This window comes from Alkalicoccus saliphilus, from assembly GCF_003044065.1.
GTDB lineage: Bacteria > Bacillota > Bacilli > Bacillales > Salisediminibacteriaceae > Alkalicoccus > Alkalicoccus saliphilus.
In genome coordinates, this window is record NZ_PZJJ01000001.1 from 11,861 (window position 1) to 36,362 (window position 24,502).

The following is a 24,502-nucleotide window of genomic DNA, read 5'->3' on the forward strand; positions in this document are numbered from 1 at the left end:
TTTCATCCTTTCTGCTGATTCCACATCACATTATCAATCAGCCGGGCCTGTTCATACTTGACGGCCGCCGCCAGCAGCAGCGTTCCGCTCTCTGTACCGTCTGCTTCCTTCAGGTCAGGATATGTGCGCAGTTCAAGATAGTCCACTGTGCCTGATAATCCGGCCAGTTTACTGCGCGCTTCAGAAACAGGATCACTGATTTTATCACTCTGAATTTTTTCTGCTGCTTCAATAAGCGTTTTATAGATTAAAGGAGCTTCTCTTCGCTCTTCTTTCAAAAGACGTACATTTCTGGAACTCATCGCCAGTCCGTCTTTTTCCCTTTTAACAGGAACAGGGATTATTTCAATATTTAAATGATAATCTTCTACCATGTTGCTGACTACAGCGACCTGCTGCGCATCCTTCTGCCCAAAAAAAGCTTTCGAAGGCCGGACAGCCTGAAACAGCTTCATTACTACGGTTGCTACCCCGTCAAAATGGCCGGGACGGCTCGCTCCACATAAAACGTCTGTACCCTGCTTTACTTTCACGATGGAAGTCATGGGACGTGGATACATTTCCTCTGCATCCGGAATAAACAAAATGTCCACTCCGCGCTCTTCTGCAAGCTTTCTGTCCCCCTCGGCATTTCTCGGGTAGCTCTCAAAGTCTTCCCCTTCACCGAATTGGAGCGGGTTGACAAAAATAGACATAACCACTGTGTCACACTGTTCAGCCGCTGCATCAACGAGACTCATATGGCCTTCATGAAGATAGCCCATCGTAGGCACGAATCCGATAGCGTTTCCCTGTCTGCTTAAGTCATTCGATATTTTCTGCATTTCACGGATCGTTGTTATTTTTTTCATCGTTTTTCTCCATAAAGAGAATTAATTTTTTCTACGGGTGAAAAAACGTGGGACTTCTCTGGAAAAGTTTTTTCCCGGACTTCTTTCGTATAGGTGGAAAGTGCTTCTCTGATATCTTTTCGGATATCTGCATACTGTTTAACAAATTTAGGAGTATGTCCCCCGTAATAGCCTACGATATCGTGATACACAAGCACCTGGCCATCGGTTATTCTGCCTGCTCCAATACCTATTACAGGAATGGAAAGCATCTCCTGAATTTTTCCGGCAGCCTCTTCCGGCACGCATTCAAGTACGAGCATGCATGCCCCCGCTTTTTCAGCTTCTTTTGCATCCTCCATCAGCTTTTTTTGTTCGGAAGCAGTTTTTCCCTGTACTTTGTACCCACCGGTCACCCCGACAGTCTGCGGGGTCAGCCCTAGATGACTCACTACCGGTACACCGGCCTCTACGAGTGCTTCCGTATGCCTGAAAACTTCACCGCTTCCTTCCAGTTTCACAGCGTCCGCTCCGCTCTCCTGAATAATTTTCTGCGCATTGAGCATCGTTTCAGCTTTGGAAATATGGTAGGACATAAACGGCATGTCCGTGACGATGAATGTCCCGGACGCTTTACGTTTTACAGCTTTCGTATGGTGAATCATGTCCTCCATCGTAACGCTGACTGTGGAATCATAACCGAGGACTACCATACCTAGAGAATCTCCGACGAGAATCGTGTCCGCTCCTGCTTCTTCACAGAGTTCAGCACCCGGCGCATCATAGGCTGTTACCATGACAATCGGGTGCCCGTCCTTTTTCATTCTGAGAAAATCCGACGTCGTTTTTTTCAACATCAACACTCCTTCTTAGAAAATAAGAAGGAAAGAACGCAGTACGCTCTACCTTCTGTCCCTGTCCGTCGATGCCGGATCAAGGCAGATACCTTTAATTCTCCTGTTCTGCGGTACAGTTTCCATGAAGGAATACTGTCCATTTTTTATTATATCAAATAAGTTCGTTAAATGTCTAAATCATGACAGTTCGATATCCCCGGAAACTACCGGATGAATTCTACCGTCTTCCGTGCGGAGCTGCAGTATCCCCTGATCGTCAACCGATTCTGCTCTCCCGGTAAAATACACACCGTTTTGTTCGACCCGGACAGTTCTTCCCAGCGTACATGTATGTTTTTCCCAATCATCTTTCAACCCTTTGAATCCTTTTTCAAGAAAGAGCTGATAATCCGAAGCGAACTGCATTAATATCGCTGAAGCGAGATCGGCACGGTCCAGCTCCATTCCGGCAGCTTCCTCCAGAGAAACTGCTGTGTTTTCAAGCTCCCCGGAAAAATCATCTTTTTTAACATTCAGACCAATACCAACTATGACAGATCTGACCTGATCAGGATCAGACTGCATTTCTGTTAAAATCCCGCATGCTTTTCTGCCGTTTATCAGCAGATCGTTCGGCCATTTTATTTCCATATTAACACCAGTCACTTTTTTTACAGCCTTAACGATAGAAACCGCAGCAGCCAGTGTCAGCTGCGGTGCTTTATAAGGCGGTATGCCGGGAGTCAGTATAATACTCATCGCAAGCCCCTTACCTTCCCGTGTCTGCCACTCTCTTCCCAGTCTCCCCCGCCCACTCGTCTGGCTGTCTGCTATAACTACTGTTCCTTCCCGAGCACCCTCCAGAAAGAGACGCTGTGCTTCCGGCTGAGTGGAGGAAAGTACCCGGTAAAAATTAACGTGATAAGGCAGCATCGCTCCGGAAAGCTGGGAAGATACTGCATGTGCAGAAAAAGCTTCCGGCGAATTTTCCAATAGATACCCTCTGTTGCGGACCGCTTTAATGATATAGCCCTCTTTTCTAAGTTTTTCGATATGTTTCCAGACAGCAGTTCTTGAACACGAGAGCTCCCCGCTCAATTTTTCTCCTGAAACGTACTCTGGATAATTCTCTTTCAACACAGCAAGCAGCTTACTCTTCATTGATTTTCTCCTTCGATATATGTAATAAGTTTTTTTCTATCGTTGGAAACTTTTCCTGTTACCACGGCTTTTTCCAGTATCGACAAAGTCCGGCCGATCTCCCGGCTCTCCATATGCAGTAAATCTCTGCCGGAAACCTTCAGATCCCGCACAGAATGAATAGGAAGCCTGTCAAACTGCAAAAGAGGATCTTCTGCAAAAGATTCTCCTTTCAGCAGTTTGATCAGCACAGCGGATTGGATCACCGTTCTGCCCGCTTCATAAAAAGCCATGTTGTCCCATCGGTCCTCTGACAAAAAAGAATGTGTTTTACGCACATGCTTAAGTATTTTCTTCGGCAATGCACGTCCCGGCCACACCGCGCTGTTTCCATAGAGGATAACAGTCCACCATTGTTCAGGAGTGAATACCGGAGTTATTTTTAAAAGTCCTTCATACAGACTCGTGTCTTCAAACAGTCCGAGAGGAAGCTGCTTCAGCAATGGATAGACGTTCACCCAGTCACTTTTCGTGATCTGATGTCTTCCAAGCTTGGATAATTCCAGGTAAATGCGCTCTGCCGGCGTCTGTTTAATTAATCCCGACATTTGTTTGTATGACGTAATGATTTCTCTGCTCAATGAAAACTGGAGCTTCACTGAGAGACGAACAGCACGAATCAGGCGGAGCGGATCATCTTTAAAAGTTTTTTCAGCAGAAACGACTGGATGAAGTATTTTTTCCGAAATAGCTTTCCTTGCCTTAAAAGGATCAATTACATTTTCGGCAGTGTCCACTGCCGCCGCATTACATGTGAAATCTCTCAAAGCAAGGTCTTCTTCAATCGTGCTTCCTTTAAGTTTTGTAATTTCCACCGGCTCTCCAAATGGAAATATAAGAAACGTCTCTTTTCTGTTTCCGGCAGGCACAGTACGTCCGAATATTTTTTCGAGTTTTTCAGCACTGACAGAGGAAGCAATATCTATGTCAGCCGGCTCTTTACCGAGAAGTTTATCTCTTACAGCCCCCCCGGTAAGATATGCTTTGTCCCCTTCCTTACTGATTCTTTTTATAATCTCCATTGCCTGCTGCCATCTTTCCATATCAGCTGCCTGCCAGTCGTGCATATATTTTTTCATACTGTTTAACTATATCGTTCTTGTTGAATGTAGTCTGTGCTCTTTTCAGGGCAGCTTCCCCCATTTTTCTGCCGAGGGCCGGATTATTAAATATGTTCATAACATACTCTGCAGCTTTATCCGTATCTCCAAGTTCACATATATATCCACTTTTCCCATGTTCAATAACTTCAGGTATTCCACCTATATTTGTACCAACGGCTGGAACTCCGCAGGCCATCGCCTCGAGTATCACCAGACCAAAACTTTCTTTGGAGGACAAAAGAAGTTTAACATCACTCATCGACAAAAGTTCAGCTACTCTTTTCTGGCTGCCGGTGATATGTACTTTCTCTTTAAGGCCAAGGTCTTTCACCAGGCGACGGATTACAGGCAGTTCCGGACCATCTCCGATCAGCAGAAGGTGGGTGTCTATTCGGGCTGACACTTTCTGAAATGTATAAACAACGTCCTCCACCCGTTTAACTTTCCGGAAATTTGAAACGTGCACCATAACTTTAGCCTGTTCGGGTATCCCCATTTCTTTTTTTACTGAAGCGGCTTCGCTTTTTCGTGGATAATAAATTCTTTCGTCTATAAAATTATATACTGTATCAATGTGGACATTTGTATTTAATAATTCTTTCGTTTGTTTGATCAAATCACCTGAAACAGCTGTCACCGCGTCCGACCGTTCAATCCCGAAGTGGATCATATCACTCAACGTCGGATCGTAACCGAGAACTGTTATATCTGTGCCGTGCAGTGTAGTAACTATTTTAACTTTCCCATCCACCATTTCCTTTGCGAGATAGGCACTGACTGCATGAGGGATGGCGTAGTGCACATGAAGAATGTCCAGACCTTCTTCTTTAATAACTTCCGCCATTTTACTTGCCAAGGCTAAATCATACGGCGGGTGCTGAAACACTGCGTAGGAGTTTACTGAAACTTCATGAAAATATATATTGTTTTCACTTTCATCCAGACGAAACGGGAGACTGGACGTAATAAAGTGCACCTCGTGACCTTTTTCAGCGAGAGCTTTGCCGAGTTCAGTAGCTACGACTCCCGATCCCCCCACCGTTGGATAGCAGGTGATGCCAATTTTCATTGTTCCCCCTCCTCTTCGAAAGGATTATGGAGAAGCAGCGCATCCGTTTTAAATCCTTCCGCGTAGTCTACTCCGGATTCCCGTCCTGTAAGACGGTCCCGGGCTCGGAGGTCTTCCAGATAACCGCTGTTCAGGGGGGTTGAAGCTGCTTCCGGAATCTTCTCAAACTGACTTTTAAAGCACTGTAAAGCCTCAAACTTTTTCTCTGCTGTTTCAGTAATGTCAATTGCGAAATCAGGGTTTCCGAGCCCGTTAATTTGATAATAATACAGGTTTTTTGGACGCCATGCCTCTTTAAAGCCGTATTTTTTGATGCCTGACGAAAAAAAAGCTTCCTTAACGAGTGAAGAACAGTGAGCATGATCCGGATGTCTGTCTTCAAAATAAGGTGCAAACAAATAATCCGGTCTGCCGGTACGAATAAGCTGTACAAGCTCCGCAATGATTTCCTCCCGTTTATTCAACAGGCCCCGGTCAGGATAATTCAGGGCAACCGGTTCAAGCACTCCGAGCCTGCTGCACGCTTTTTTAGATTCTTCTTCACGTTCTTCCACCGTCCCGTTCGACGAAAGTTCCGCTTTTGTTAAGTGGACAAACTGTACTTTTTTTCCTGATTCAGCAGCTTTGGCTGCACTCCCTCCCATCCCTATTTCAATATCGTCAGGATGTGCTCCAATTGCAATAATATCAATTTTCATTGAACTCAGGCCTTCCCTTCCCTTTTACAAGTCCTCTCCACTCCAGATCACCTCTGCTCAGTCCTGCAATTAATATTTCAGCGGAGGCCATGTTCGTAGCAAGAGGGATGCTGTATACGTCGCAGAGGCGTATGAGCGCATTAATGTCCGGTTCATGCGGCTGTGCTGTAAGCGGATCCCTAAAAAAAAACACGAGGTCCATTTTATTTTCTGCAATCATGGCGCCGATCTGCTGATCCCCTCCGAGAGGTCCTGAACGGAAGCGGTGGACAGAGAGATCAGTGGCTTCAATAATTTTTGTGCCCGTGGTACCAGTAGCAAAAAGGCTGTGTGATTCCAGTACAGGCTTATACGCAGTCATAAATTGAACCAGGTCATCTTTTTTCTTGTCGTGTGCGATGCAGGCGATATTCATATAGAACCTCCTTCAGTGGACATTTTGGAACTGGGACTTCTTTATAATTGAGCTGTCTTCGTCGATGATTATTGGAGAAAGCTTTCAGCTCTGCTTTGAAGAAAAGCTTGTTACCTTCCGTAATCAAAAGCTGGAAAGCCGGGTTCCCTTTCTTAACGTAAGAACCATGAACTTTAACATAGCTTAATCAATAAATTCATCCAGGCCGTAGACAAGTCCGGTAGTTTCCATCACTTTCTCTACAGCAAGTCGTACTCCAGGCATAAAAGAAGTACGGTTTAAAGAATCATGACGAAGTGTAAGAGTCTGCCCCTCCCCACCAAAAATAACTTCCTGATGGGCTACCCGTCCGGGCAGACGTACACTGTGCACACGCATCCCTTCATACTCGGCTCCTCTTGCATGTTCCCATGCTTCTGTTTCGTCAGGGTGTCCCTGCGGCTTTTCTTTTCTTACTTCCGAAATCATCTGAGCTGTTTTCATCGCTGTGCCGGAAGGAGCATCCAGCTTCCGGTCATGGTGCTGTTCGATAATTTCCACATCGTCCATATAACGTGCCGCCATACGGGAAAGTTTCATGAGCAGAATAGCTCCTATCGCAAAATTCGGGGCAATAACCGCGCCCAGCTTCTTTTTTTCAGCTTCCGCCGACAGCTCTTTAATATCCTCGTCTGTAAATCCTGTCGTCCCTATTACCGGACGCACACCATGTTCCAAGGCTTTTCTCAAATGTACTTTGCCTGTTTCCGGATTAGTTAAATCAATCAGTACGTCGGGCTGTTCCTCCGTAAAGCACGCCTCGATTTCTTTGTACACAGGAATATCCAGCGGCTCCATGCCTTCCGCCTCTTTCATGCTGATTCCATCGTAGCGGTGATCCACTACAGCTTTTAAAGCGAATTGGTCCTCATTTTCTACCATTTTAACTGCTTCCCTGCCCATATTTCCTCTAGGTCCGGCAATAACTATACTGATCATATTAATTTTCTCCTTTTTCTTTTTTGGTCCACCGGTCTTTATCCCGGGTTTGAAATTTTTCCATGACGAGATCGAAGGATTCTTCCAGTTCAATGTCGAGGGAATTAGCCAGGCAGATCATTACAAAAAGGACATCGCCGATTTCCTGCTCCATACTTTTTGCATCCTCTGAATCCTTTTTAGGTTTTTCCCCATAATAATGATTTACTTCTCTCGCAAGCTCTCCAAGTTCCTCCGTTAAACGGGCCGTCATAGCCAGAGGACTGAAGTATCCTTCCTTAAACTGTGATATGTAGTCATCCACCTGCTTCTGCATTTCCTCCATCGTTTTCCCTTCCATATTCAGTATCAACCCTCCTATATTACATCCAACCATATCGTAGCGGATAAAAGCGGGGAATACAAACGTTTATACCCCATTGCAGGTAAATGTTCCTTAGCTTATAATAAAGCAGGCTGGAGGTGACCGTAAAATGGTAGCAAACGTACATGCGAAAAACATCTTTTTTATACTTCTCGGCACGGCTGTGCTGTCTTTTGGGCTTGTTTATTTTAATATGGAAAATAACCTTGCTGACGGAGGTTTTACCGGAATCACACTGATTTTATACTTCATTTTTGAATTAAATCCTGCCTTTTCAAACCTGTGGCTTAATATCCCTTTATTTATCATAGGCTGGAGAGTACTCGGCAGGCATGCTTTTATTTACACTCTTATTGGTACAGTCGCAGTTTCTGTTTTTTTATGGCTGTTTCAAACCTATCCGGTAGTTTATATGCCGCTGCAGGATGACATGACTCTGGCTGCATTGTTTGCCGGTGTTTTTATCGGTACGGGCCTGGGGATTGTATTCCGCTTCGGCGGCACCACCGGTGGAGTGGACATTATTGCAAAACTTGGTTTCAAATACTACGGGTGGAGTATGGGTCGGACTATGTTTGTATTCGACGCCTGTGTTATTGCATCTTCCCTTTTTTACTTGAACTACCGGGAAGCTATGTATACGCTGCTCGCCGTTTTTGTGGCAGCTAAAGTAATCGACTTAATGCAGCAGGGAGCCTATTCAGGAAAAGCTGCAATGATTATATCTGAAAAAGCACCGGAAATAGCAGAAACAATCCTTATAGAAATGGATCGTGGAGCGACCCTCCTGCAGGGAAGAGGTTCTTTTACAGGTACCAAACGGGAAGTATTGTATTGTGTCGTAGGGAGAAATGAAATGGTTCGGCTTAAAAATTTAATTGCAAAAGTTGACCCCCACGCTTTTGTAACTCTTCAGGACGTTCAGGACGTGATGGGAGAAGGGTTTACGCTTGATGAAAACAAAAAACCACTCGAAATATAACTCTTCATATTCAGAAAAAAGGATGGCCTCCGCTGCTTGGAAGGCCATCCTTTTTTAATTAATCATTATTCATCATGAAATACATTAGAATAAATCTGACGAGCTCAATTACTGCGACGAGCGCAGCCGCTACATACGTTAATGCTGCGGCATTAAGCACTTTTTTAGTTTCCCGTTCTTCGTTATTCTGGATAACGCCTGTTGATACCACTTGATCCATTGCCCTCGATGAAGCATTAAATTCGACAGGCAGTGTGACAAGCTGGAACAGAACGGCAAATGACATTAGTACAATCCCTGCGAGCATCAGCTCCGACATCGTCAGAAGCATTCCACCGATAATAAGAAAAATAGATGCGTTGGAACCAAAACTTGCCACCGGGACGAGGGAACTTCTGAAACGCAGAAATGCATACTCCTCAGCATCCTGCATAGCGTGTCCGACTTCATGGGCTGCTACTGCAGCTCCGGCCACCGAATCACCATAATAGTTGTCCTTTGAAAGACGAACAACTTTGCTGCGCGGATCGTAATGGTCGGAAAGCTGCCCTTTAACCGGCTCGATTGACACATCATAAAGGCCGTTTTCATCGAGAATCTTCCTGGCGACTTCTGCTCCGGTCATCCCCGAGGAAGCCGGGACTTTTGAGTATTTTTTATACGTTGCTTTAACTCTTCCGCTCGCCCACATCGGGATGATGAGAAGCACAGCGAAATAAATTAAAAATGCTGTCATTGATCCGAACATTACCCTGCCTCCTTATAATAATTTTTATCTAATATTATTTTAATGTTCTTAACTTCTTCTGTCAAAGAAATTGTTTTCCAATGACCGAACAGGCTGTTTCCTAACACTGAAGTACCATACCGATGAAATTGAAATCACACTCAGCCAGAAGGTAAAATACCCTATTTCTCCAATATAAGGCACCAGGTCCCTGGAAACCCATGGATGCATGCCGAATAAATAATCGATCATATCGTTATGAATAGTCCACAGGGCGACTACAACGAGATGCCAGTTTTTTATACGGTAAAAAGACATATACAGAAAAGCCTGGACCGCCATACCTCCATGGGAAAGAACAAGCATCCAGTGAAGGTAATTAAGCTCTGTCCCGGCAGCACCTGCAGCAAGGTTCATCACGACAGCCCACAGGCCGTATTTAATGAGCGTAACTGCTGCAAAAGCTTCCATCAGCGGGAATCTTCTGCCCGCGATATAAAAACCAAGGACGATTGTAAAAAAAAGACTCGCTGTAGGACTGTCCGGTACGAAAGGAATAAAATACCATGGCGTCTGCAGCAGCTGCTGGTCATACCATATATATCCATAAATTGTACCGAAAAAATTTATAATAAATAAAACAATTAAAAACCTGCGGTCTCCGAGTACCGCATACATATACTCCCGCATTAACAACCGCCTCCGGCCAGGATGATTACAGCTCCATAAGAAAAAGGAGCGGGTGACACACACATCACCCGGCTCCCTGCTGAATTATTCTTCGTCGTTTTCTTCTGTTTCGTCTTCCTCAGCATTTTCTTCGGCATTTTCACCGTTATTTTCGTCGGCGTTATCTTCGCCGTTATCATTACCGCCGTCGCCATTATCAGGGTCCTGGCCGTCATTGGCAATGAAAGCTGCCATTGTTTCCAGCTCTTCATCAGAACCATCAAACTGATCGGCCGGCATTTCACCAATACCATTTTGTATAATGTCGATTACTTCATCCGTATCGTAATCACTCTGGAAGATGTTAGGTCCGGCTGCTCCGCCCTGCATATCTCCGCCATGACATCCGATACAGGAATCCTGCGTCTGGTATATTTCATAACCTTCTGCTGATTCATCGACTTCCACTTCATCTTCAATGGCCCCCTGCTGGGCTGCTGCTTCCCAGTCATGCTGGTCAACTGATTCCCATGTAAGGAAAATAATTGATATAACACCGAGAATCATCAGCCCGCTTGCAATCGGGCGCTTGTAGGCTCGGCGTTCTGTTCCCCCATCGAGAAATGGAGCCAGAAGCAGCGCACCGAAAGCGACACCTGGAATAACTACAGCACCCATAACAGTGTAAGGGCCTGCCGCAAATTCGTATTTCAGAAGCTGGTACAAAAAGAGGAAGTACCAGTCCGGCAGTGGAATATATCCGGTCTCTGTCGGATCCGCTATCGTTTCAAGCGGTGCCGGGTGCGCTACGCTCAGTACTAGAATACCAATCAGGAATACAGCACCGACCATCCACTCCCGGAGCAGGAAGTTTGGCCAGAAGGCTTCTGTTTTTCCTGGATATTCGGAATAGTCTTTAGGTATGTTTGGCTTGCGTTCTGCCGGAACACGTGAGTCTCCGACAAACTTCATGCCTTTTCCGCGATGCATAATGTCCCCTCCTTATCTACTTTTTACAACGGTCCGGAAATACCCTGCTTACGGATCATGAAGAAGTGTGCTCCAAGAAGTCCGAGCAGTGCACCTGGAAGGAAGAACACATGGATCGCAAAGAACCGGGCAAGTGTCTGTGCACCGATAATGTCTCCACCAGCCATAAGAATCCTGGCGAATTCTCCGACAAATGGTGCAGCTTCCGCAATCTCAAGTCCTACTACCGTCGCAAAGTATGCTTTCATGTCCCAAGGCAGGAGATATCCTGTAAAGCCAAGAGCTAGAATTACAAAGAAAAGCAGTACACCTACAACCCAGTTGAGTTCGCGCGGCTTCTTATATGATCCGGTAAAGAAGACACGCAGTGTATGAAGAAACATCATAACTATAACCAGACTGGCACCCCAGTGGTGCATACCGCGGACGATCATCCCGTGGGTGACTTCATTTTGTAAGTAATAAACTGATTCATATGCATGAATAATATCTGGTACGTAGTACATCGTAAGAAACATACCGGATAAAATCTGAATGACGACAACAAAAAATGTCATTCCGCCAAAACAATAAACAAATGCTGAAAAATGATGGGCCGGATTGACGTGCTCAGGCACCTCGTGGTCTGCAATATCGCGCCATAAAGGGGTAATATCGAGACGTTCATCCACCCAGTCGTACACTTTCTGTAACATTTCTGGTCCCCCTTAACTAGTCACGCTGATTGATCTGACCTAAATAAATCATGCCGTCCCGCACTTCAACCTCATACACGTCCAACGGCCGCGTAGGCGGTGTACCTGGAATGTTGGTTCCATCACGCTCGAATCTTCCAAAATGACACGGGCAGAAAAACTCTTCAGGGTTATCTTCGTTCGTACCCCAGTTTACTGTACAGCCAAGATGGGTACAGATTGGCGAAAGTGCCATCACTTCGTCGCCGTTTCTAAAAACCCATGCGGACTGTGTCTGCTCGGACTGATACCAGCCGTCGTCGAGCTCTACAGTGAAATCCACACGCTGCGGTTCTTCTGACAGTTCATCTTCACTGAGTCCAATAGAAACAAAATCGGAATCCGCTCCTGCTTCCAGTGCTGGATCCAATGCCATTCGAACCATGGGAGCGAGCATTCCTGCTGCCATGAACCCGCCTACACCTGTTAATGTATAGGTCAGGAACTGACGCCTTGACACTCGGTGTTTTTTCTCGCTCACGACCTTCCCTCCTCACTTCCGTTACTACACACATTTTTAAAAAATATCATACTAAGACATAAACATCATAGCCTATCAAATGCAGTCATGTCAATAAATTAAAGGTAATCATTTTATGAGAATAACATTATGTGAAAGCGTTTTTCTACGTCCACTGCTGGGTCATCAGCGGTATGATCTGCTGTGCCTGCTGCTCAATTGCCTGATGTCTTTTCCCTGGTTCCATATCATGCACAGAGAAGGCAGGAATCCACACCAGTTCCCCTGCTTCTTCCACACTGATTTTTCTCCACTGCATATCTGCTGTCACGAACAAAAAAAACTTAAATCCATGTTTTTCAAAATGAGCAGCCCACGCTGACAGCCGGTTCTTTTTTTCTTCTCCACTCTCTTCCTTCAAATATGTAAACGGCGGAAGAAGGTACACCCGTCCCATATACTGCTTTTCCAGATACTCTGTTAAATACTGGGTGAATTCCCCCATCATAACACTTTCCTGCTGTTCTTTTCCTCCGGCGACCGGTAAAAGTGGTATGACTGCAGTGTCCACGTATTCCTTCGCTTTTTCATATACCACTGTATCCTGTCCTGTCCATTTCACCGTGCTCCCCTCCTTTTATATCAATTTTGTTTTCGTACGGTCGAGATCCTCGCTTTTTGCCTGCTACGATACAGCCTTCTTATTGAATGAGTAATCAGGGAAAGCATTGCCCTCCCCTGATTCAAATGCAGGCAAAAAAAATCAGCCCCGCGGATCGAGGGCTTTCAATTCAGAATATTGTTTCGAAAGCTCCAAAAATGTACTGCGGTCTTTCTGCGCAAGTGCTTCATCAATTCTGACTTCCAGGTTTTTCAGGCGGTGAAGTCTCACCGCTTCGTCCAGAACCATCTCAGCAAGCAGATCCGTTACTACGTCCTCCTCGCTGCTGTCAGGCAGAAAAGGGTTCTCTTCCAGCACCGCTACATACTGCGGCAGTGTATATTTATTTTTGAAATTCAGCTGGATATAAATATCCTCACTTCTGTTTAAGCGGATGTCGTGAAACGACTTTTCGGCGTCCATTGTTACATGATGGTTTTTGTGAAAAGCAAAAGGAACCTGGTCGACATCGTTTGCTGAAATCATCAAAGCTTTTGGACAGTGTTCTGCCTGCTCCACAAAATGAACGCGTTCCATCAGGATATCATCGCTCATTAGAAAGTTAAGCAGCCAGGCACATTCACGGCGTTTTAACTGGTATTTTTCAAGAAACCATTTCAAAAAATCACGTTTCTCCATGACAGGAATTGGACTATTCATTACGAATTCCTCCCTTATGCGGTCCGCTTAAACAAATTTGTATCCGCTGTTTATCCTATTCTACTCCCCCGGGGAAATTCCTGCAAAGAATTACACATTCCTCAGGAATTTTTAAGTTCCTCCAGCCGCAGCCGTATATCTTCTCTGTCAGGATCCAACTCCAGAAGTTCCTCAAGAAGTGGAACTGCTTTTTCTTTCTGCCGGTTTGTCAAATACACTGCTGCTGCATCTTCAAGAAGCCTTTCGTCCCGTGTGAGTGTAGTAAGAGCTGCATCCATTGCCTGAGCCGCTGCTGAAATTTCATTTTCTTCAAACAGCGCCTTGGCACGAAAGCGTTCGTACATCGGATCGAATTCATTATAGTCGTCCAGAAAGCGTATCAGTTCAATCATTTCCTCGTAATCTTCTGCTTCATCGTAAAAGTACAGTGCTTCCTGAACAGCGGAAACATTGGATGGGTTCATTGCTATTACTTTTTTTAGAAATTCCCTGCCTTCGCCGGTTTCCCCCCGTGAAAGCTGAAGCTTTGCCATTTCCAGGTAAAGTTCTTCGTTGTACTCATCCCGGTTGATTCCTTCTTTCAACGTTTCTCCGGCCTCTTCCCACTTTTTAATGTCCATGTACGCTTTGGCAAGACTGCCGTAGGCTGAAGTGTAGTCAGGATCCTGTTCGAGAAGTAAGGATAAAGCATCGACTGCCGTATCGTAGTCCTCCAGCTGAAGAGCTGTAAAACCAAGGCCGAACAGCCCGTCAGACGTCTGTTCCTTTTTAAGACCTTCTTTGTAATGCTCCATAGCTTCTTCAAACTGCCCTCCTGCACTGTAGGCTTCTGCAAGACGTACGTGCGGATCCACAGGAAGATCGTCCGGCAGTTTTCCGGAACTTAATGCTTTTTTGTAATAGCCTGCCGCCTGCTGATAATCTCCGCGGTTCAGGTAGAATTCAGCCAGCCCAAGCTGGAGCACGCTTTCTTCGGGCATAATCTCCAATGCCTGAAGCAGTTTCGTTTCAGCCACTTCCTCCAATCCCTGACTTTCATAAAGATCTGCAAGTAGCAGCTGAGCCTGCAGAAAAGCCGGGTCTTCTTTTTTAATTTCATTCAGCATGTCGAGAGCCTCTTCTTCTTTGCCAAGCTCAATATAGCATTCTGAAGCAAAAGCAAAGAGTTCCCCATGGTCAGGATAACGAAACATAAGTTCTTCCGCCAATTCCAGTGCTTTATCCACCAGTCCAAGTTCATAATAAAGTTCTGCAATAGTCCTTTTCGTTTCATCGTCTGCCTCTTTTATCATTTTTTCAACTTGTTCAAGCCCTTTTTCATGATACCCGGATTCAATCTGCTTAATAGCTTCCTGGAGCTTTTCGTTCATAGTACACTACCCCTTTCGTTATCTTTGCTTCGGTATTAAATGCCGCCGCACGAATGATAAATTACTTATCACTGCAGTAAACGTCAAAATTATCAACCACAAACTTTAACAGAGCTCCGGAACAAATTCAATTAAAAAAGGTGCCTTTTTATAACGGCACCTTTAATACATTTCTAATTCATAAGTTTTTCCAGATCTTTGTAAAATCCGGGGTAGGATACAGCTATAGCTTCTGTATCTTTCACGAGCACCTTATCCGAAGCGATCAAACCAGCAAGAGACATAGTCATTCCGATGCGGTGATCGTGAAAACTTTCGACTTTTCCACCTTTCAATGGAGTAGGTCCATGTATGATCATTCCGTCATCTGTCGCTTCACAGTCTGCCCCAAGCTCATTCAGCTGATTTACCACTGTATCAATTCTGTTTGTTTCTTTTACTTTTAATTCAGCAGCATCTTTTATGACAGTCGTTCCTTCCGCCTGCGTAGCGAGAAGAGCAAGGACCGGAATTTCATCAATAAGCCGGGGAATTTCCCCGCCGCTGATGGTGACTGCCTGCAAGGCACCGGATTTGATTGTGATATCTGCTACCGGTTCTCCGCCGAGCATACGTTCCGAATGGATGTGCATATCTGCATTCATTCGTTTCAAAACATCTATCGCGCCTGTACGCGTCGGATTCATGCCTACATTTCTCACGGTAATTTCGCTGCCCGGGACGAGGGCTCCTGCCGCCAGCATAAATACGGCAGACGAGACGTCTCCCGGAACATCCACCTCAGAGCCTGTCAGTTTCTGTCCTCCGCTTACTGCTGCGGAAACTTCGTCCGTCTCCACCTTTACTCCAAACGTTTCAAGCATCCGCTCTGTGTGATCTCTTGACTTATGAGGTTCTGTTACACGCGTCACTCCCTGAGCATACAGTCCCGCAAGCAGAACGGCAGACTTCACCTGGGCACTTGCTACGGGGGAAACGTAGTGAACCCCCTGAAGAGACCCTCCCCGCATACATAGAGGAGTATAATTGGCAAAATCTCTCCCGTCTATGGAAGCGTTCATCATTTTTAAAGGACCTGTCACCCGCCGCATTGGTCTTCTTCCAATAGACTCGTCTCCTGTCATGACAGAAGAAAAAGACTGACCAGCCAGGATACCTGAAAGCAGGCGGACCGTCGTCCCTGAATTCCCGACATCCAGTATTTCCGAGGGTTCGTTCAGCCCGTGCAGCCCTTTTCCTTCGACGCGGATTATTTCCCCGTCCTCTTCAATTTTCACTCCAAGTTTTCTCATGCAGCTGATGGTACTCAGACAGTCCTGTCCATTTAAAAAACCTTTAATAACCGAAGGTCCTTCTGCGATCGCTGCAAACAAAACAGCCCTGTGGCTGATCGATTTATCACCGGGAATGGTTACCGACCCCTGGAGGGGCTTTAAAGCCGTATCAATTGTCTTATGCATTTTTCCACTCCTTCGATTACGGAGATTCATATGTTTCGTACATATGCTCTTCAAGCAGATTTTTAGCTGTCGCCAGATCTTCCTCCGACCGGAAGCTCAGGCGGAGTACTCCCATGATTCCTTCCCGCGCTTCAATGATCCGGATATTCGTAATACTGATTGCGTATTCTGCCAGTATCGCTGTCACGTCGGAAATTACACCGGGATGGTCAGGAATATCGACAAACAAATCATAAAAAGGAAGCATAGCTCCTTTTTTCTTCGATGGAAGACGGTCTCTCGCTGCTTTTGCTTCTTCGAAAAAATTAAAAATTTCTTCGGTATCTGCGTCTTCCACCATCGTCTCGATCTCCTCCATCCGGGATTTCCATTCACCGATCATCTGCAGGAGCGGTCCTCTATTGTGGATAAGAATATCTCTCCACATTGTAGGCGAAGCCGAAGCTATACGGGTAATGTCCCGGAAGCCACCTGCTGCCAGCTGATGCACAAAAGGATCTTTTTCCCCTGCTTTTTCCAGCTGATGTACAAGCGCGGCAGCAATAATATGCGGCAGATGACTGATCATTCCCGCGTACCGGTCATGGGTTTCTGCATCTATCTGTATAAACCGGGCTTTCGTCCCCTTCAGCAGGTTTTGGAGCTGAATTAACCGGGAGGCCGGAGTATCTTTATCCGGAGTAAGAATATAAAAAGCATTTTCAAACAAATGGCTTCTTGAAGCTTCGACCCCGGTTTTATGAGAGCCCGCCATCGGATGACCTCCGATAAAGGTCACTCCCTTTTCCTGCAGTTCTCTTCCTTTTTGCACAATGGACACCTTCGTGCTCCCTACATCTGTTACTACGGCCCCTTCTTTAAGGTCCATGCTTTTTAAACTTTCCAGAACAGATAAGGAGCTTTCGACAGGCGCAGACAGAATAATTATGTCTGCGTCTTTGACACCTTCCTCTATGGAGGAAACTGCGTAATCAATAACCTGCAGACTGTCAGCAAGCCTGGAAGCCCGGCTGTTAACATCGTATCCACGTATAACAGCACCTGGATAGGTTTCTTTTACTGCAAGAGCAAGTGAACCCCCGATCAGGCCAAGCCCTATAATAAATATCGTTTTCTTCACAATGCCCCTCCTACTTAAGCCAGTTCAGCAGTTCCGTGCGGATGTCCTTATTTTGCCGGGGGGTCCCAAGAGTAATCCGTACATAATCAGGAAATCCGAGAGCCTCTCCGTTTCGTACGATGAAGCCGGCATGAAGAAGCTTTTCATATACTTCTCCGCCAGGCCTGCCTGCACTCATCAAAATAAAATTAGCTTCCGAAGGATAATAGGAAAATTCGTTTTCCTCACAGAATGCTTCGAATTTTTTCATCTCTTCTGCATTTTTTTCTGTACAGCTGTTTAAGAATTCTTCGTCTTCGAGAGCGGCAGCAGCTGCAGCCTGGGCAGCACTGTTCGTATTAAAAGGTTCTCTGCCCGGCTCGACTGCCTGTATTAATTCTTCGCGTCCGATACCGTATCCAATTCTAAGGGAGGCAAGTCCATATGCTTTCGAGAAAGTTCTTAAAATAAGCAGATTGCTGTACTGTTCCAAAAGTGCTTTTGTATCAGGAAAATCGTGTGCCGTAACGTATTCATAATACGCTTCATCACTCACAACGAGCACGTCTTCCGGTATTTTTTTCATGAAATCACTGAATTGCTTATGATTCACATAAGTACCTGAAGGGTTATTCGGGTTACATACGAAGACCATTTTAGTTCTGCTGGTAACAGCATCTGCCATATTATCCAGGTTATGCACCCCCGCTTCGAGCGGAACTTCTTTCACTTCCGCCCCTTCTATCACCGCGTTATGTTTATATTGTGGAAAAGTTGGAACAGCGGTTACTATGTTATCTCCAGGATTCAGGAGTGCACGGCACAGGATAAGAATCACTTCGTCCGATCCGTTACCAAATAGAAGCTGCTTTTCTTCAACTTTCTGCTGCTGAGCTACTTTCTCACGAAGCACTCTTGCATAGCCGTCCGGATACACCGCAACATTTTCCAGTGCCTTATTTACTGCTGCGAGTGCCTGAGGTGAAGCTCCATACGGATTTTCATTAGATGCGAGCTTAACGACACGATCCAGTCCAAGCTCCTGTTTCACTTCTTCCATTGGCTTTCCCGGCTGATATGGGGTAAGGCCGGCCATCGATTGTTTAATCTTCAAACTGAATGCCCCTTTCTGCTATGAATTAAGCTCTGTTATAAAGCTGCGGATTTCTTCAAGTGCAGCTTCCTTCCGAGTACTGCTGCGAAGCACTTCTGCTCTTTCAGAAATAAACTTGACGAGGGCGCTGCCTACAATGGCGCCGTCAGCAATTTCCTGGAAATAACGCACGTGTTCTTTTTTGGATATTCCAAATCCGGCGAGTACAGGAACTTCCGCTGTCTTTTTCAGTTCGTTGATTGTTTCTTCCAGTTTTTCGGCAAAATTCTCTCTGGCTCCTGTAACTCCTAGAGAAGTTACATAATAAATAAACCCATCTCCCAGCCGGCTGATTTTTTCCATACGGGTTCCGGAACTCGGAGCCACAAGCGATATTAAAGATATGCCGTATTCATGACATAAATTTCTCAGTTCATCACTTTCTTCAAAAGGCAGATCCGGAATCAGAATACCATCCATTCCGGCAGCGTTCATTTTTTCCAGTACTTCTTTATAGCCGATAGAAAGAACAGGATTAATATAAGTAAAGAGGACAAGTGGTACGGTAAGACCTCTTTCTCTTGCTTCCGCAGCTCCTTTAAGTGCCTGGCGGAGACTCCCTCCTTCTTTACGCGCCTCTTCACCTGCCTCCTGAATCACAGGTCCGTCAGCCAGCGGGTCACTGAAAGGCACTCCCCATTCTATAGCACTGACACCTGCTTCCTCCAGTGTCAGTGCTATATCGATCGAGGCTTCGTAAGTCGGGTGACTGCTCATTATATAGGGAACAAATCTTTTCTCCGCATGTGTGAAGTTGTTTTCTGCAAGACGATTCATTCGTTCTCCTCCAGTACGTTCTGAATTGTGTGGACATCTTTATCTCCACGTCCGGAAAGACAGACGAGAATAATTTCATCTTTATTCATTTTTGGTGCTGTTTTCTCCACGTGTGCAAGGGCATGAGCCGTTTCTACTGCCGGAAGAATTCCCTCCAGCTGGCAGAGAGTCTCCAGAGCTGCCATAGCCTCACTGTCGGTGGCAGGCACGTAGTTTACGCGTTTTGTTTCATGAAGATGAGCATGCTCCGGTCCGATTCCCGGGTAGTCCAGACCTGCTGAAATCGAATACGGTTCAGTGATGTTTCCGTCCTCATCCTGAAGAAGATAGGAAAGGGAACCGTGCAGTACTCCTTTTCTGCCTTTGGAAAGAGTAGCTGCATGAAGCGAAGTATCCACTCCTTTGCCGGCAGCTTCCACGCCTGTGAGTTTTACTTCTTCGTCCTCAAGAAAAGGATGGAACATCCCGATTGCATTGCTTCCGCCGCCGACACAGGCAACGACTTCATCGGGAAGCTTCCCTGTACGTTCGAGAAGCTGACGTCTGCTTTCTGATCCAATTACGCTTTGAAAATCTCTTACGATCATCGGATACGGATGCGGACCTACAACACTTCCTATTAAATAAAAAGTGTCTTCCACATTTGCGACCCAGTGACGGATAGCTTCATTTGTAGCATCTTTAAGCGTACGCCCTCCTGAAGTCACTTCGATTACTTCGGCACCGAGAAGTCTCATCCGGAATACATTAAGCTCCTGACGCTTCATATCTTCCGCACCCATAAAAACTTTACAGCTTAAACCGAATCTTGCTGCTACGGTCGCTGAAGCAACTCCATGCTGTCCGGCTCCCGTTTCAGCAACAATCTGGTTTTTACCCATCTTTTTTGCAAGCAGCGCCTGTCCCAGTGCATTGTTAATTTTATGCGCACCGGTATGATTTAAATCTTCCCGTTTCAAATAAATCCTTGCTCCCCCGAAATGTTCTGTCAGTCTTTCAGCATAGGTAACAGCAGTAGGCCGCCCGGAATATTCACTTAGTTCCTTCCATAGGTCGTTATGAAACTGCTCATCCTCTTTGATGCTTTTGTAGGCTTCTTCCAGCTCTTCGAGAGCGTACATTAAAGTTTCCGGAACGTACTTTCCCCCGAATGAGCCGTATCTGCCGAGAGCGTCAGGTGCCTGGTAGCTTTTTTTTGCAGCTTCTGACATGATCATCATCTTCCTTTCATCATTTCGTTCGTCTGATTCGATACCTGAAGAAACATCTATACCGTGCGGTTTAAAGGCGAGAAGATCTTTTATATTATCCGGAGTGATACCTCCTGCTATGAGACAGAAGACATTTTGTTCCTCTGCTTCCTTCGAATAGGCAGGTACTGCTTCCCAATCAAAGGAAGTCCCTGTCCCCCCCCATCCCTCTGGTGTTTTCGTATCGATAATGTATCCATCGACCATACCTTCAAACAATTTCATCTGCTCCAGCGCCTTACTGCTGTGATGAATTGTTTTAAAAATAGTGAGGGAAGTTTCTTTTTTGAGGTTTTTTACATCCTCAGGCGTTTCAGATCCATGCAGTTGAATACCATCAATTCCGGCCTGCTGTGCTGTTTTTTTTATAACTTCCGGAGATTCGTTCACAAATACACCAATAAGTTTTTTACTGCCCGGTGTATTGGACGTTTTCCACGCCTTTACTTGAGTGGCAGTGACCCTTCTTTTACTATCTGCAAAGATAAAGCCGATAAAATCGGCTTTTGAACGAAGAGCAGCTTTATAATCTTCTTCTGAACGTGTACCGCAGAATTTAATCAGCGTCATAAGCACCTCCGAAAAGAGATTCCAGAAACTGCTTTTTATTCGCACTTTTCATAAAACCTTCTCCAACGAGCAGCCCTTCAGCACCTGCGTCCCTAAGATAATCGGCGTCCGCTTTCGTGTGTACACCGCTCTCACTTACAAGCAGCGTATTTTCAGGCAGGTACGGCTTCAGCCTTGAAGTTGTCTTCAAGTCCGTTTCAAAAGTATTAAGGTCACGGTTATTTATGCCGATAAGTTCAGGGGTCACATGACTGAAAACCTTTTCGATTTCTTTTTCATTATGCACTTCCACAAGAACTTCCATGCCAAGCTCAACCGCCTGGCTGTAAAGCTCCTTCAACTGTGCTCCCTCGAGAATTGCAGCGATCAGGAGTACTGCATCTGCCCCAATTTTCTCTGATTCGCGTACCTGTACTTCATCAATAATAAAATCTTTCCGCAGAACAGGCACATTTACCTCTTGCTTAATTTTTGTTAAATAGTCTGCTTTTCCCTGAAAAAAATCTTTATCTGTTAAAACAGAGATGCCTGCAGCATGAATATCTTCATACTGCAGGGCTGTTTCAACCGGCTGGAAATTTTCCGTCAAAATGCCTCTCGAGGGTGAAGCCTTTTTCACTTCGGCAATAATTCCAAGCGGCCACATTGACTGTTTCAATGAACGGTAAAGAGATTTTTTAGAGGTGGTTACAAGCCTTTCGCCAGGTATCTTAATCGCTGGTATTTCTTCTTTCTTTCTGGCAGTAATAGTATTGAGTATAGTCATCCTACATTAGCCCCTTCTCTCTGCATCGCTTCCAAATGGGCAAGGACCGTTTTACCAAGAGCATTTTCAGCAGCGGCCACGCCCTCTTTAATGGAGGCGGTTTTTCCAGCAGTGTATAAAGCCGCACCTGCATTGAGAAGCAGCAGATCCACGGCTGCTCCCGGTGCTTCTCTCTGGAATATTCGTTTAATAAGTGCCGCACTCTCTGACGGGGTGTTCACTACCGCTTCGTTAATGGAGTGTCTGGAAAGCCCTGCATCCTCCGGAGTATATTCATACTCAGTTATATTTTTTCCATTCTTTTCTACGACAAAAGTCCTGCCCTGTACAGTAAATTCATCCATGCCATCTTCCCCGGCAACAAAAAGAGCACGTTCTATTGGAAGCTCCATAGAGGCTTCAGCCATCTTTCGGGCGGCATCAATACTGTAAACGCCTATCACACGGCGGGAAGCCTGGGCCGGATTGGTTAAAGGACCCAGAAGGTTAAAAATTGTTTTCTGTTTCAGTGCCTTCCTGACAGGAGCTACGTTTTTCATAGCTTCATGATAGACCGGGGCATAAAAGAAAGTCAGTGAATGATCCTGAAGGCTTAAGGCTGCCTCCTTTTCGCTGTTCTGAAAAGGAACACCAAGCTTTTCCAGAACATCTGCACTGCCTGTTTTCGATGAAACACTCCGATTGCCGTGTTTAGCTACTTTAACGCCTAAAGAACTCAAAAGAATGGCTGACGCTGTCGATATGTTGTACGTACCGGAAGCATCTCCTCCGGTTCCGCACGTATCCAGTACTTCAAAAGGGAGAGATACGTTTTTCGCTTTAGCGAGCATTCCCTGGGCAAACCCTGTTATTTCCTCTGCTGTCTCACCTCTGTAAGCCATAACAGAAAGTACAGCCGCCATTTCTTCTCTGCTCATTCTGCCTTCCATCATCTGCATTACAATTTCCCTCGACTCAGCTGCGGTCAGACGGCTCCCCGACAAGACCTTTTCTAGTGTCATTTTCAATGACCTCCTCTTTAGCTATTCTCTGCTCTGCCAGTTTAATGGCGTATATTAAAGCCTTTGCTTTGTTTCTCGTCTCTTCCCATTCCATTTCCGGAATGGAATCCTGAACAATTCCTGCCCCCGCCTGAACGTAGGCGGTTTGATCCTTAAGAACTATTGTACGGATAGCGATGCAGGAATCCATCGCTTTATTAAAACCGTAATAAGCTACAGCTCCGGCATAAACGCCACGCGGCTGCTTCTCAAGTTCCTGAATGATTTCCACTGCCCTGACTTTCGGCGCGCCGGAAACTGTGCCGGCAGGGTGAGTAGACAAAAGTGCTTCGAAGGGATGAATCGATTCCTTCAGACGGCCGGTCACTTTCGTCGTCAAATGCATGACGTGGGAAAAATAAGATATATGCATCATGTCGTGTACACGGATGCTGCCGTATTCACTTATTCGTCCCAGATCGTTACGGGCCAGATCCACAAGCATTAAGTGCTCTGCTTTTTCTTTTTCATCTGCGGCAAGTTCTGCGGCGAGCTTTTCGTCTTCTTCTCTGTTTCTGCCTCTTTTTCTGGTTCCGGCAATCGGATGAATTTCCAAACCGCGGCTCTTGTCCACTTTCACGAGTCGTTCCGGCGAACTGCCGATGACTTCCTGTTCCGGAAATCGTATATAGTACAAATACGGGCTCGGGTTGATTTTTCTTAATACTCTGTAAAGGTCCAGTCCACTTGATCGCACCGGTACTTCGAATCTCTGAGAGAGAACCGTCTGAAATACATCGCCGGCTGCAATATATTCTTTGATTTTCCTGACATCTTTTTCGTAACCTTCTTTAGTATAATTTGAAGAAACTCCACTGAAGATATCTTCATTCAAAGATTCCTCCACTGGAACAGCAGGCAGTGTTCTTTCTGAACCTCTGTCAATTTTCGCAAGAAGCGACTCTATCTTTTGTACTGCTTTCCGATAGGCAGCAGCCCCACCATCTGCCGTGTTTTGAAAATGCATCAGTGTAAGCTCTTCTTTTTCATGGTGATAGGCGAGAACCGTTTCACAGAACATAAAATATACATCGTTCGTGCTGCTTTCAAGCCCTGCAGTTCTTGGTTCATAAAACCGGAATCCTTCAAAGCCGAGATAGCCTACAGCTCCACCGGGGAAAGGAAGGTCAGGAAGGTTCTGCGATACGTTAAAGTCCTTCATCGTACGTTCCCACGCTGCCTGAAGACTCTCCTCCTGCCACAGCTCTCTGCCTGATACATCGTAGGAAGAAAACCCTGTTTCTGAGTCCTTTAAAAACTGCATTGGATTCAAACCGATAAATGAATAGCTGGACCAGGAAGAGAGAGGATCCCTGCTTTCCAATAAAAAAGAGGCTTCTTCGTCAAAAAGTTGAAATAATTGTATAGGTGTTTTTGTATCTGCCACTACAGTAGCAGTAACTGGGATGGTCGTACTGGTTGCTGCCTGATTTATAAATTCCTGTTCGGTTATGGAAATCATTTATTCACCTCATCCTGTTTGGAGATGAAGCATTTTAAGAGGGGGGAGTAAAGATGGAGATACCCTTAACAAGATTTTTCTGAAAAGAAAAATCCAATCCGGGCGGATGTACGTTGTGGTCTCAGCTCATCTTCTCTCTGCTCTGTCTCTGCTTCTCTCTGCTCTGCTAAACTAACTAT

The 24,502-nt window shown here is 45.5% G+C and carries 26 protein-coding genes; 1 reads left to right on the top strand and 25 read right to left on the bottom strand.

Features of this window, described 5'->3' with window-relative positions; genetic code table 11:
* Positions 1-2: 2 nt before the first annotated feature.
* From panC to C6Y45_RS00110, 9 genes are all read right to left on the bottom strand, one after another.
* Positions 3-851: a pantoate--beta-alanine ligase gene (gene panC / locus C6Y45_RS00070; RefSeq protein WP_107582704.1), complete on the bottom strand. Its 849-nt coding sequence runs from the start codon at positions 849-851 to the stop codon at positions 3-5.
* Entirely contained in the window at positions 848-1,687 is an 840-nt protein-coding gene (gene panB, locus C6Y45_RS00075; protein WP_107582706.1) for a 3-methyl-2-oxobutanoate hydroxymethyltransferase, read from the bottom strand. The genes panC and panB overlap by 4 nt, the downstream gene beginning before the upstream one ends.
* A gap of 177 nt (positions 1,688-1,864) precedes the next feature.
* Positions 1,865-2,827 carry a biotin--[acetyl-CoA-carboxylase] ligase gene (locus C6Y45_RS00080; protein WP_107582708.1) on the bottom strand — a complete coding sequence of 321 codons (963 nt, stop codon included), beginning with the start codon at positions 2,825-2,827 and terminating at the stop codon, positions 1,865-1,867.
* On the bottom strand, positions 2,824-3,909 hold the full coding sequence (locus C6Y45_RS00085) for a hypothetical protein (RefSeq protein WP_160058013.1): 1,086 nt from the start codon (positions 3,907-3,909) through the stop codon (positions 2,824-2,826). The genes C6Y45_RS00080 and C6Y45_RS00085 overlap by 4 nt, the downstream gene beginning before the upstream one ends.
* A 1-nt stretch (position 3,910) precedes the next feature.
* Positions 3,911-5,038: an N-acetyl-alpha-D-glucosaminyl L-malate synthase BshA gene (gene bshA / locus C6Y45_RS00090; RefSeq protein ID WP_107582712.1), complete on the bottom strand. Its 1,128-nt coding sequence runs from the start codon at positions 5,036-5,038 to the stop codon at positions 3,911-3,913.
* The gene (gene bshB1, locus C6Y45_RS00095; protein WP_107582714.1) at positions 5,035-5,736 is read right to left on the bottom strand and encodes a bacillithiol biosynthesis deacetylase BshB1; all 702 of its coding nucleotides are present in this window, start codon (positions 5,734-5,736) and stop codon (positions 5,035-5,037) included. The genes bshA and bshB1 overlap by 4 nt, the downstream gene beginning before the upstream one ends.
* Positions 5,726-6,151 carry a methylglyoxal synthase gene (mgsA, locus tag C6Y45_RS00100; protein ID WP_107582716.1) on the bottom strand — a complete coding sequence of 142 codons (426 nt, stop codon included), beginning with the start codon at positions 6,149-6,151 and terminating at the stop codon, positions 5,726-5,728. Before mgsA ends, bshB1 begins: the two co-directional genes overlap by 11 nt.
* A 183-nt stretch (positions 6,152-6,334) precedes the next feature.
* Complete coding sequence (gene dapB, locus C6Y45_RS00105; protein ID WP_107582718.1) at positions 6,335-7,129, bottom strand: 4-hydroxy-tetrahydrodipicolinate reductase; 795 nt, start codon at positions 7,127-7,129, stop codon at positions 6,335-6,337.
* Position 7,130: 1 nt separating this feature from the next.
* Positions 7,131-7,469 (bottom strand): nucleotide pyrophosphohydrolase, encoded by a 339-nt coding sequence (locus C6Y45_RS00110; protein WP_107582720.1) that lies wholly within the window; start codon positions 7,467-7,469, stop codon positions 7,131-7,133.
* Between the two features lie 133 nt (positions 7,470-7,602).
* Here C6Y45_RS00110 and C6Y45_RS00115 point away from each other — a divergent pair, with 133 nt between their 5' ends.
* On the top strand, positions 7,603-8,475 hold the full coding sequence (locus C6Y45_RS00115; RefSeq protein WP_107582722.1) for a YitT family protein: 873 nt from the start codon (positions 7,603-7,605) through the stop codon (positions 8,473-8,475).
* Between the two features lie 58 nt (positions 8,476-8,533).
* Here C6Y45_RS00115 and C6Y45_RS00120 read toward each other — a convergent pair whose 3' ends face one another.
* The 16 genes from C6Y45_RS00120 to trpE all read right to left on the bottom strand — a co-directional run bounded on the left by C6Y45_RS00120 (position 8,534) and on the right by trpE (position 24,323).
* Positions 8,534-9,223 (bottom strand): zinc metallopeptidase, encoded by a 690-nt coding sequence (locus C6Y45_RS00120; RefSeq protein ID WP_107582724.1) that lies wholly within the window; start codon positions 9,221-9,223, stop codon positions 8,534-8,536.
* Between the two features lie 48 nt (positions 9,224-9,271).
* Entirely contained in the window at positions 9,272-9,892 is a 621-nt protein-coding gene (locus C6Y45_RS00125) for a DUF1405 domain-containing protein (RefSeq protein ID WP_107582726.1), read from the bottom strand.
* Positions 9,893-9,976: 84 nt separating this feature from the next.
* Positions 9,977-10,861 carry a menaquinol-cytochrome c reductase cytochrome b/c subunit gene (locus tag C6Y45_RS00130; RefSeq protein WP_107582728.1) on the bottom strand — a complete coding sequence of 295 codons (885 nt, stop codon included), beginning with the start codon at positions 10,859-10,861 and terminating at the stop codon, positions 9,977-9,979.
* A gap of 23 nt (positions 10,862-10,884) precedes the next feature.
* Positions 10,885-11,556, bottom strand: a complete 672-nt coding sequence (gene qcrB / locus C6Y45_RS00135) for a menaquinol-cytochrome c reductase cytochrome b subunit (RefSeq protein ID WP_107582730.1) — start codon at positions 11,554-11,556, stop codon at positions 10,885-10,887.
* Between the two features lie 16 nt (positions 11,557-11,572).
* A complete protein-coding gene (locus C6Y45_RS00140; protein ID WP_107582732.1) occupies positions 11,573-12,076 on the bottom strand; it encodes a QcrA and Rieske domain-containing protein in 504 nt (167 codons plus the stop codon).
* 145 nt (positions 12,077-12,221) lie between these two features.
* Positions 12,222-12,677 (bottom strand): DUF2487 family protein, encoded by a 456-nt coding sequence (locus C6Y45_RS00145; protein WP_107582734.1) that lies wholly within the window; start codon positions 12,675-12,677, stop codon positions 12,222-12,224.
* A 141-nt stretch (positions 12,678-12,818) separates the two neighbouring features.
* A complete protein-coding gene (locus tag C6Y45_RS00150; protein WP_107582737.1) occupies positions 12,819-13,376 on the bottom strand; it encodes a ReoY family proteolytic degradation factor in 558 nt (185 codons plus the stop codon).
* Positions 13,377-13,477: 101 nt separating this feature from the next.
* Positions 13,478-14,746: a tetratricopeptide repeat protein gene (locus C6Y45_RS00155; RefSeq protein ID WP_107582739.1), complete on the bottom strand. Its 1,269-nt coding sequence runs from the start codon at positions 14,744-14,746 to the stop codon at positions 13,478-13,480.
* 173 nt (positions 14,747-14,919) lie between these two features.
* The gene (aroA, locus tag C6Y45_RS00160) at positions 14,920-16,206 is read right to left on the bottom strand and encodes a 3-phosphoshikimate 1-carboxyvinyltransferase (protein WP_107582741.1); all 1,287 of its coding nucleotides are present in this window, start codon (positions 16,204-16,206) and stop codon (positions 14,920-14,922) included.
* 16 nt (positions 16,207-16,222) lie between these two features.
* Positions 16,223-17,326: a prephenate dehydrogenase gene (locus tag C6Y45_RS00165; protein ID WP_107582743.1), complete on the bottom strand. Its 1,104-nt coding sequence runs from the start codon at positions 17,324-17,326 to the stop codon at positions 16,223-16,225.
* A gap of 10 nt (positions 17,327-17,336) precedes the next feature.
* Positions 17,337-18,419: a histidinol-phosphate transaminase gene (hisC, locus tag C6Y45_RS00170; protein WP_107582745.1), complete on the bottom strand. Its 1,083-nt coding sequence runs from the start codon at positions 18,417-18,419 to the stop codon at positions 17,337-17,339.
* Between the two features lie 18 nt (positions 18,420-18,437).
* The gene (gene trpA, locus C6Y45_RS00175) at positions 18,438-19,235 is read right to left on the bottom strand and encodes a tryptophan synthase subunit alpha (RefSeq protein WP_107582747.1); all 798 of its coding nucleotides are present in this window, start codon (positions 19,233-19,235) and stop codon (positions 18,438-18,440) included.
* Positions 19,232-21,055: a bifunctional phosphoribosylanthranilate isomerase/tryptophan synthase subunit beta gene (locus tag C6Y45_RS00180; RefSeq protein WP_107582749.1), complete on the bottom strand. Its 1,824-nt coding sequence runs from the start codon at positions 21,053-21,055 to the stop codon at positions 19,232-19,234. The genes trpA and C6Y45_RS00180 overlap by 4 nt, the downstream gene beginning before the upstream one ends.
* Positions 21,042-21,815, bottom strand: coding sequence for an indole-3-glycerol phosphate synthase TrpC (gene trpC, locus C6Y45_RS00185; protein ID WP_107583248.1), 774 nt, complete (start codon positions 21,813-21,815; stop codon positions 21,042-21,044). The genes C6Y45_RS00180 and trpC overlap by 14 nt, the downstream gene beginning before the upstream one ends.
* A gap of 2 nt (positions 21,816-21,817) precedes the next feature.
* Positions 21,818-22,822 (bottom strand): anthranilate phosphoribosyltransferase, encoded by a 1,005-nt coding sequence (trpD, locus tag C6Y45_RS00190; protein WP_245922439.1) that lies wholly within the window; start codon positions 22,820-22,822, stop codon positions 21,818-21,820.
* Positions 22,776-24,323: an anthranilate synthase component I gene (trpE, locus tag C6Y45_RS00195; protein ID WP_107582753.1), complete on the bottom strand. Its 1,548-nt coding sequence runs from the start codon at positions 24,321-24,323 to the stop codon at positions 22,776-22,778. The genes trpD and trpE overlap by 47 nt, the downstream gene beginning before the upstream one ends.
* Positions 24,324-24,502: the final 179 nt, after the last annotated feature.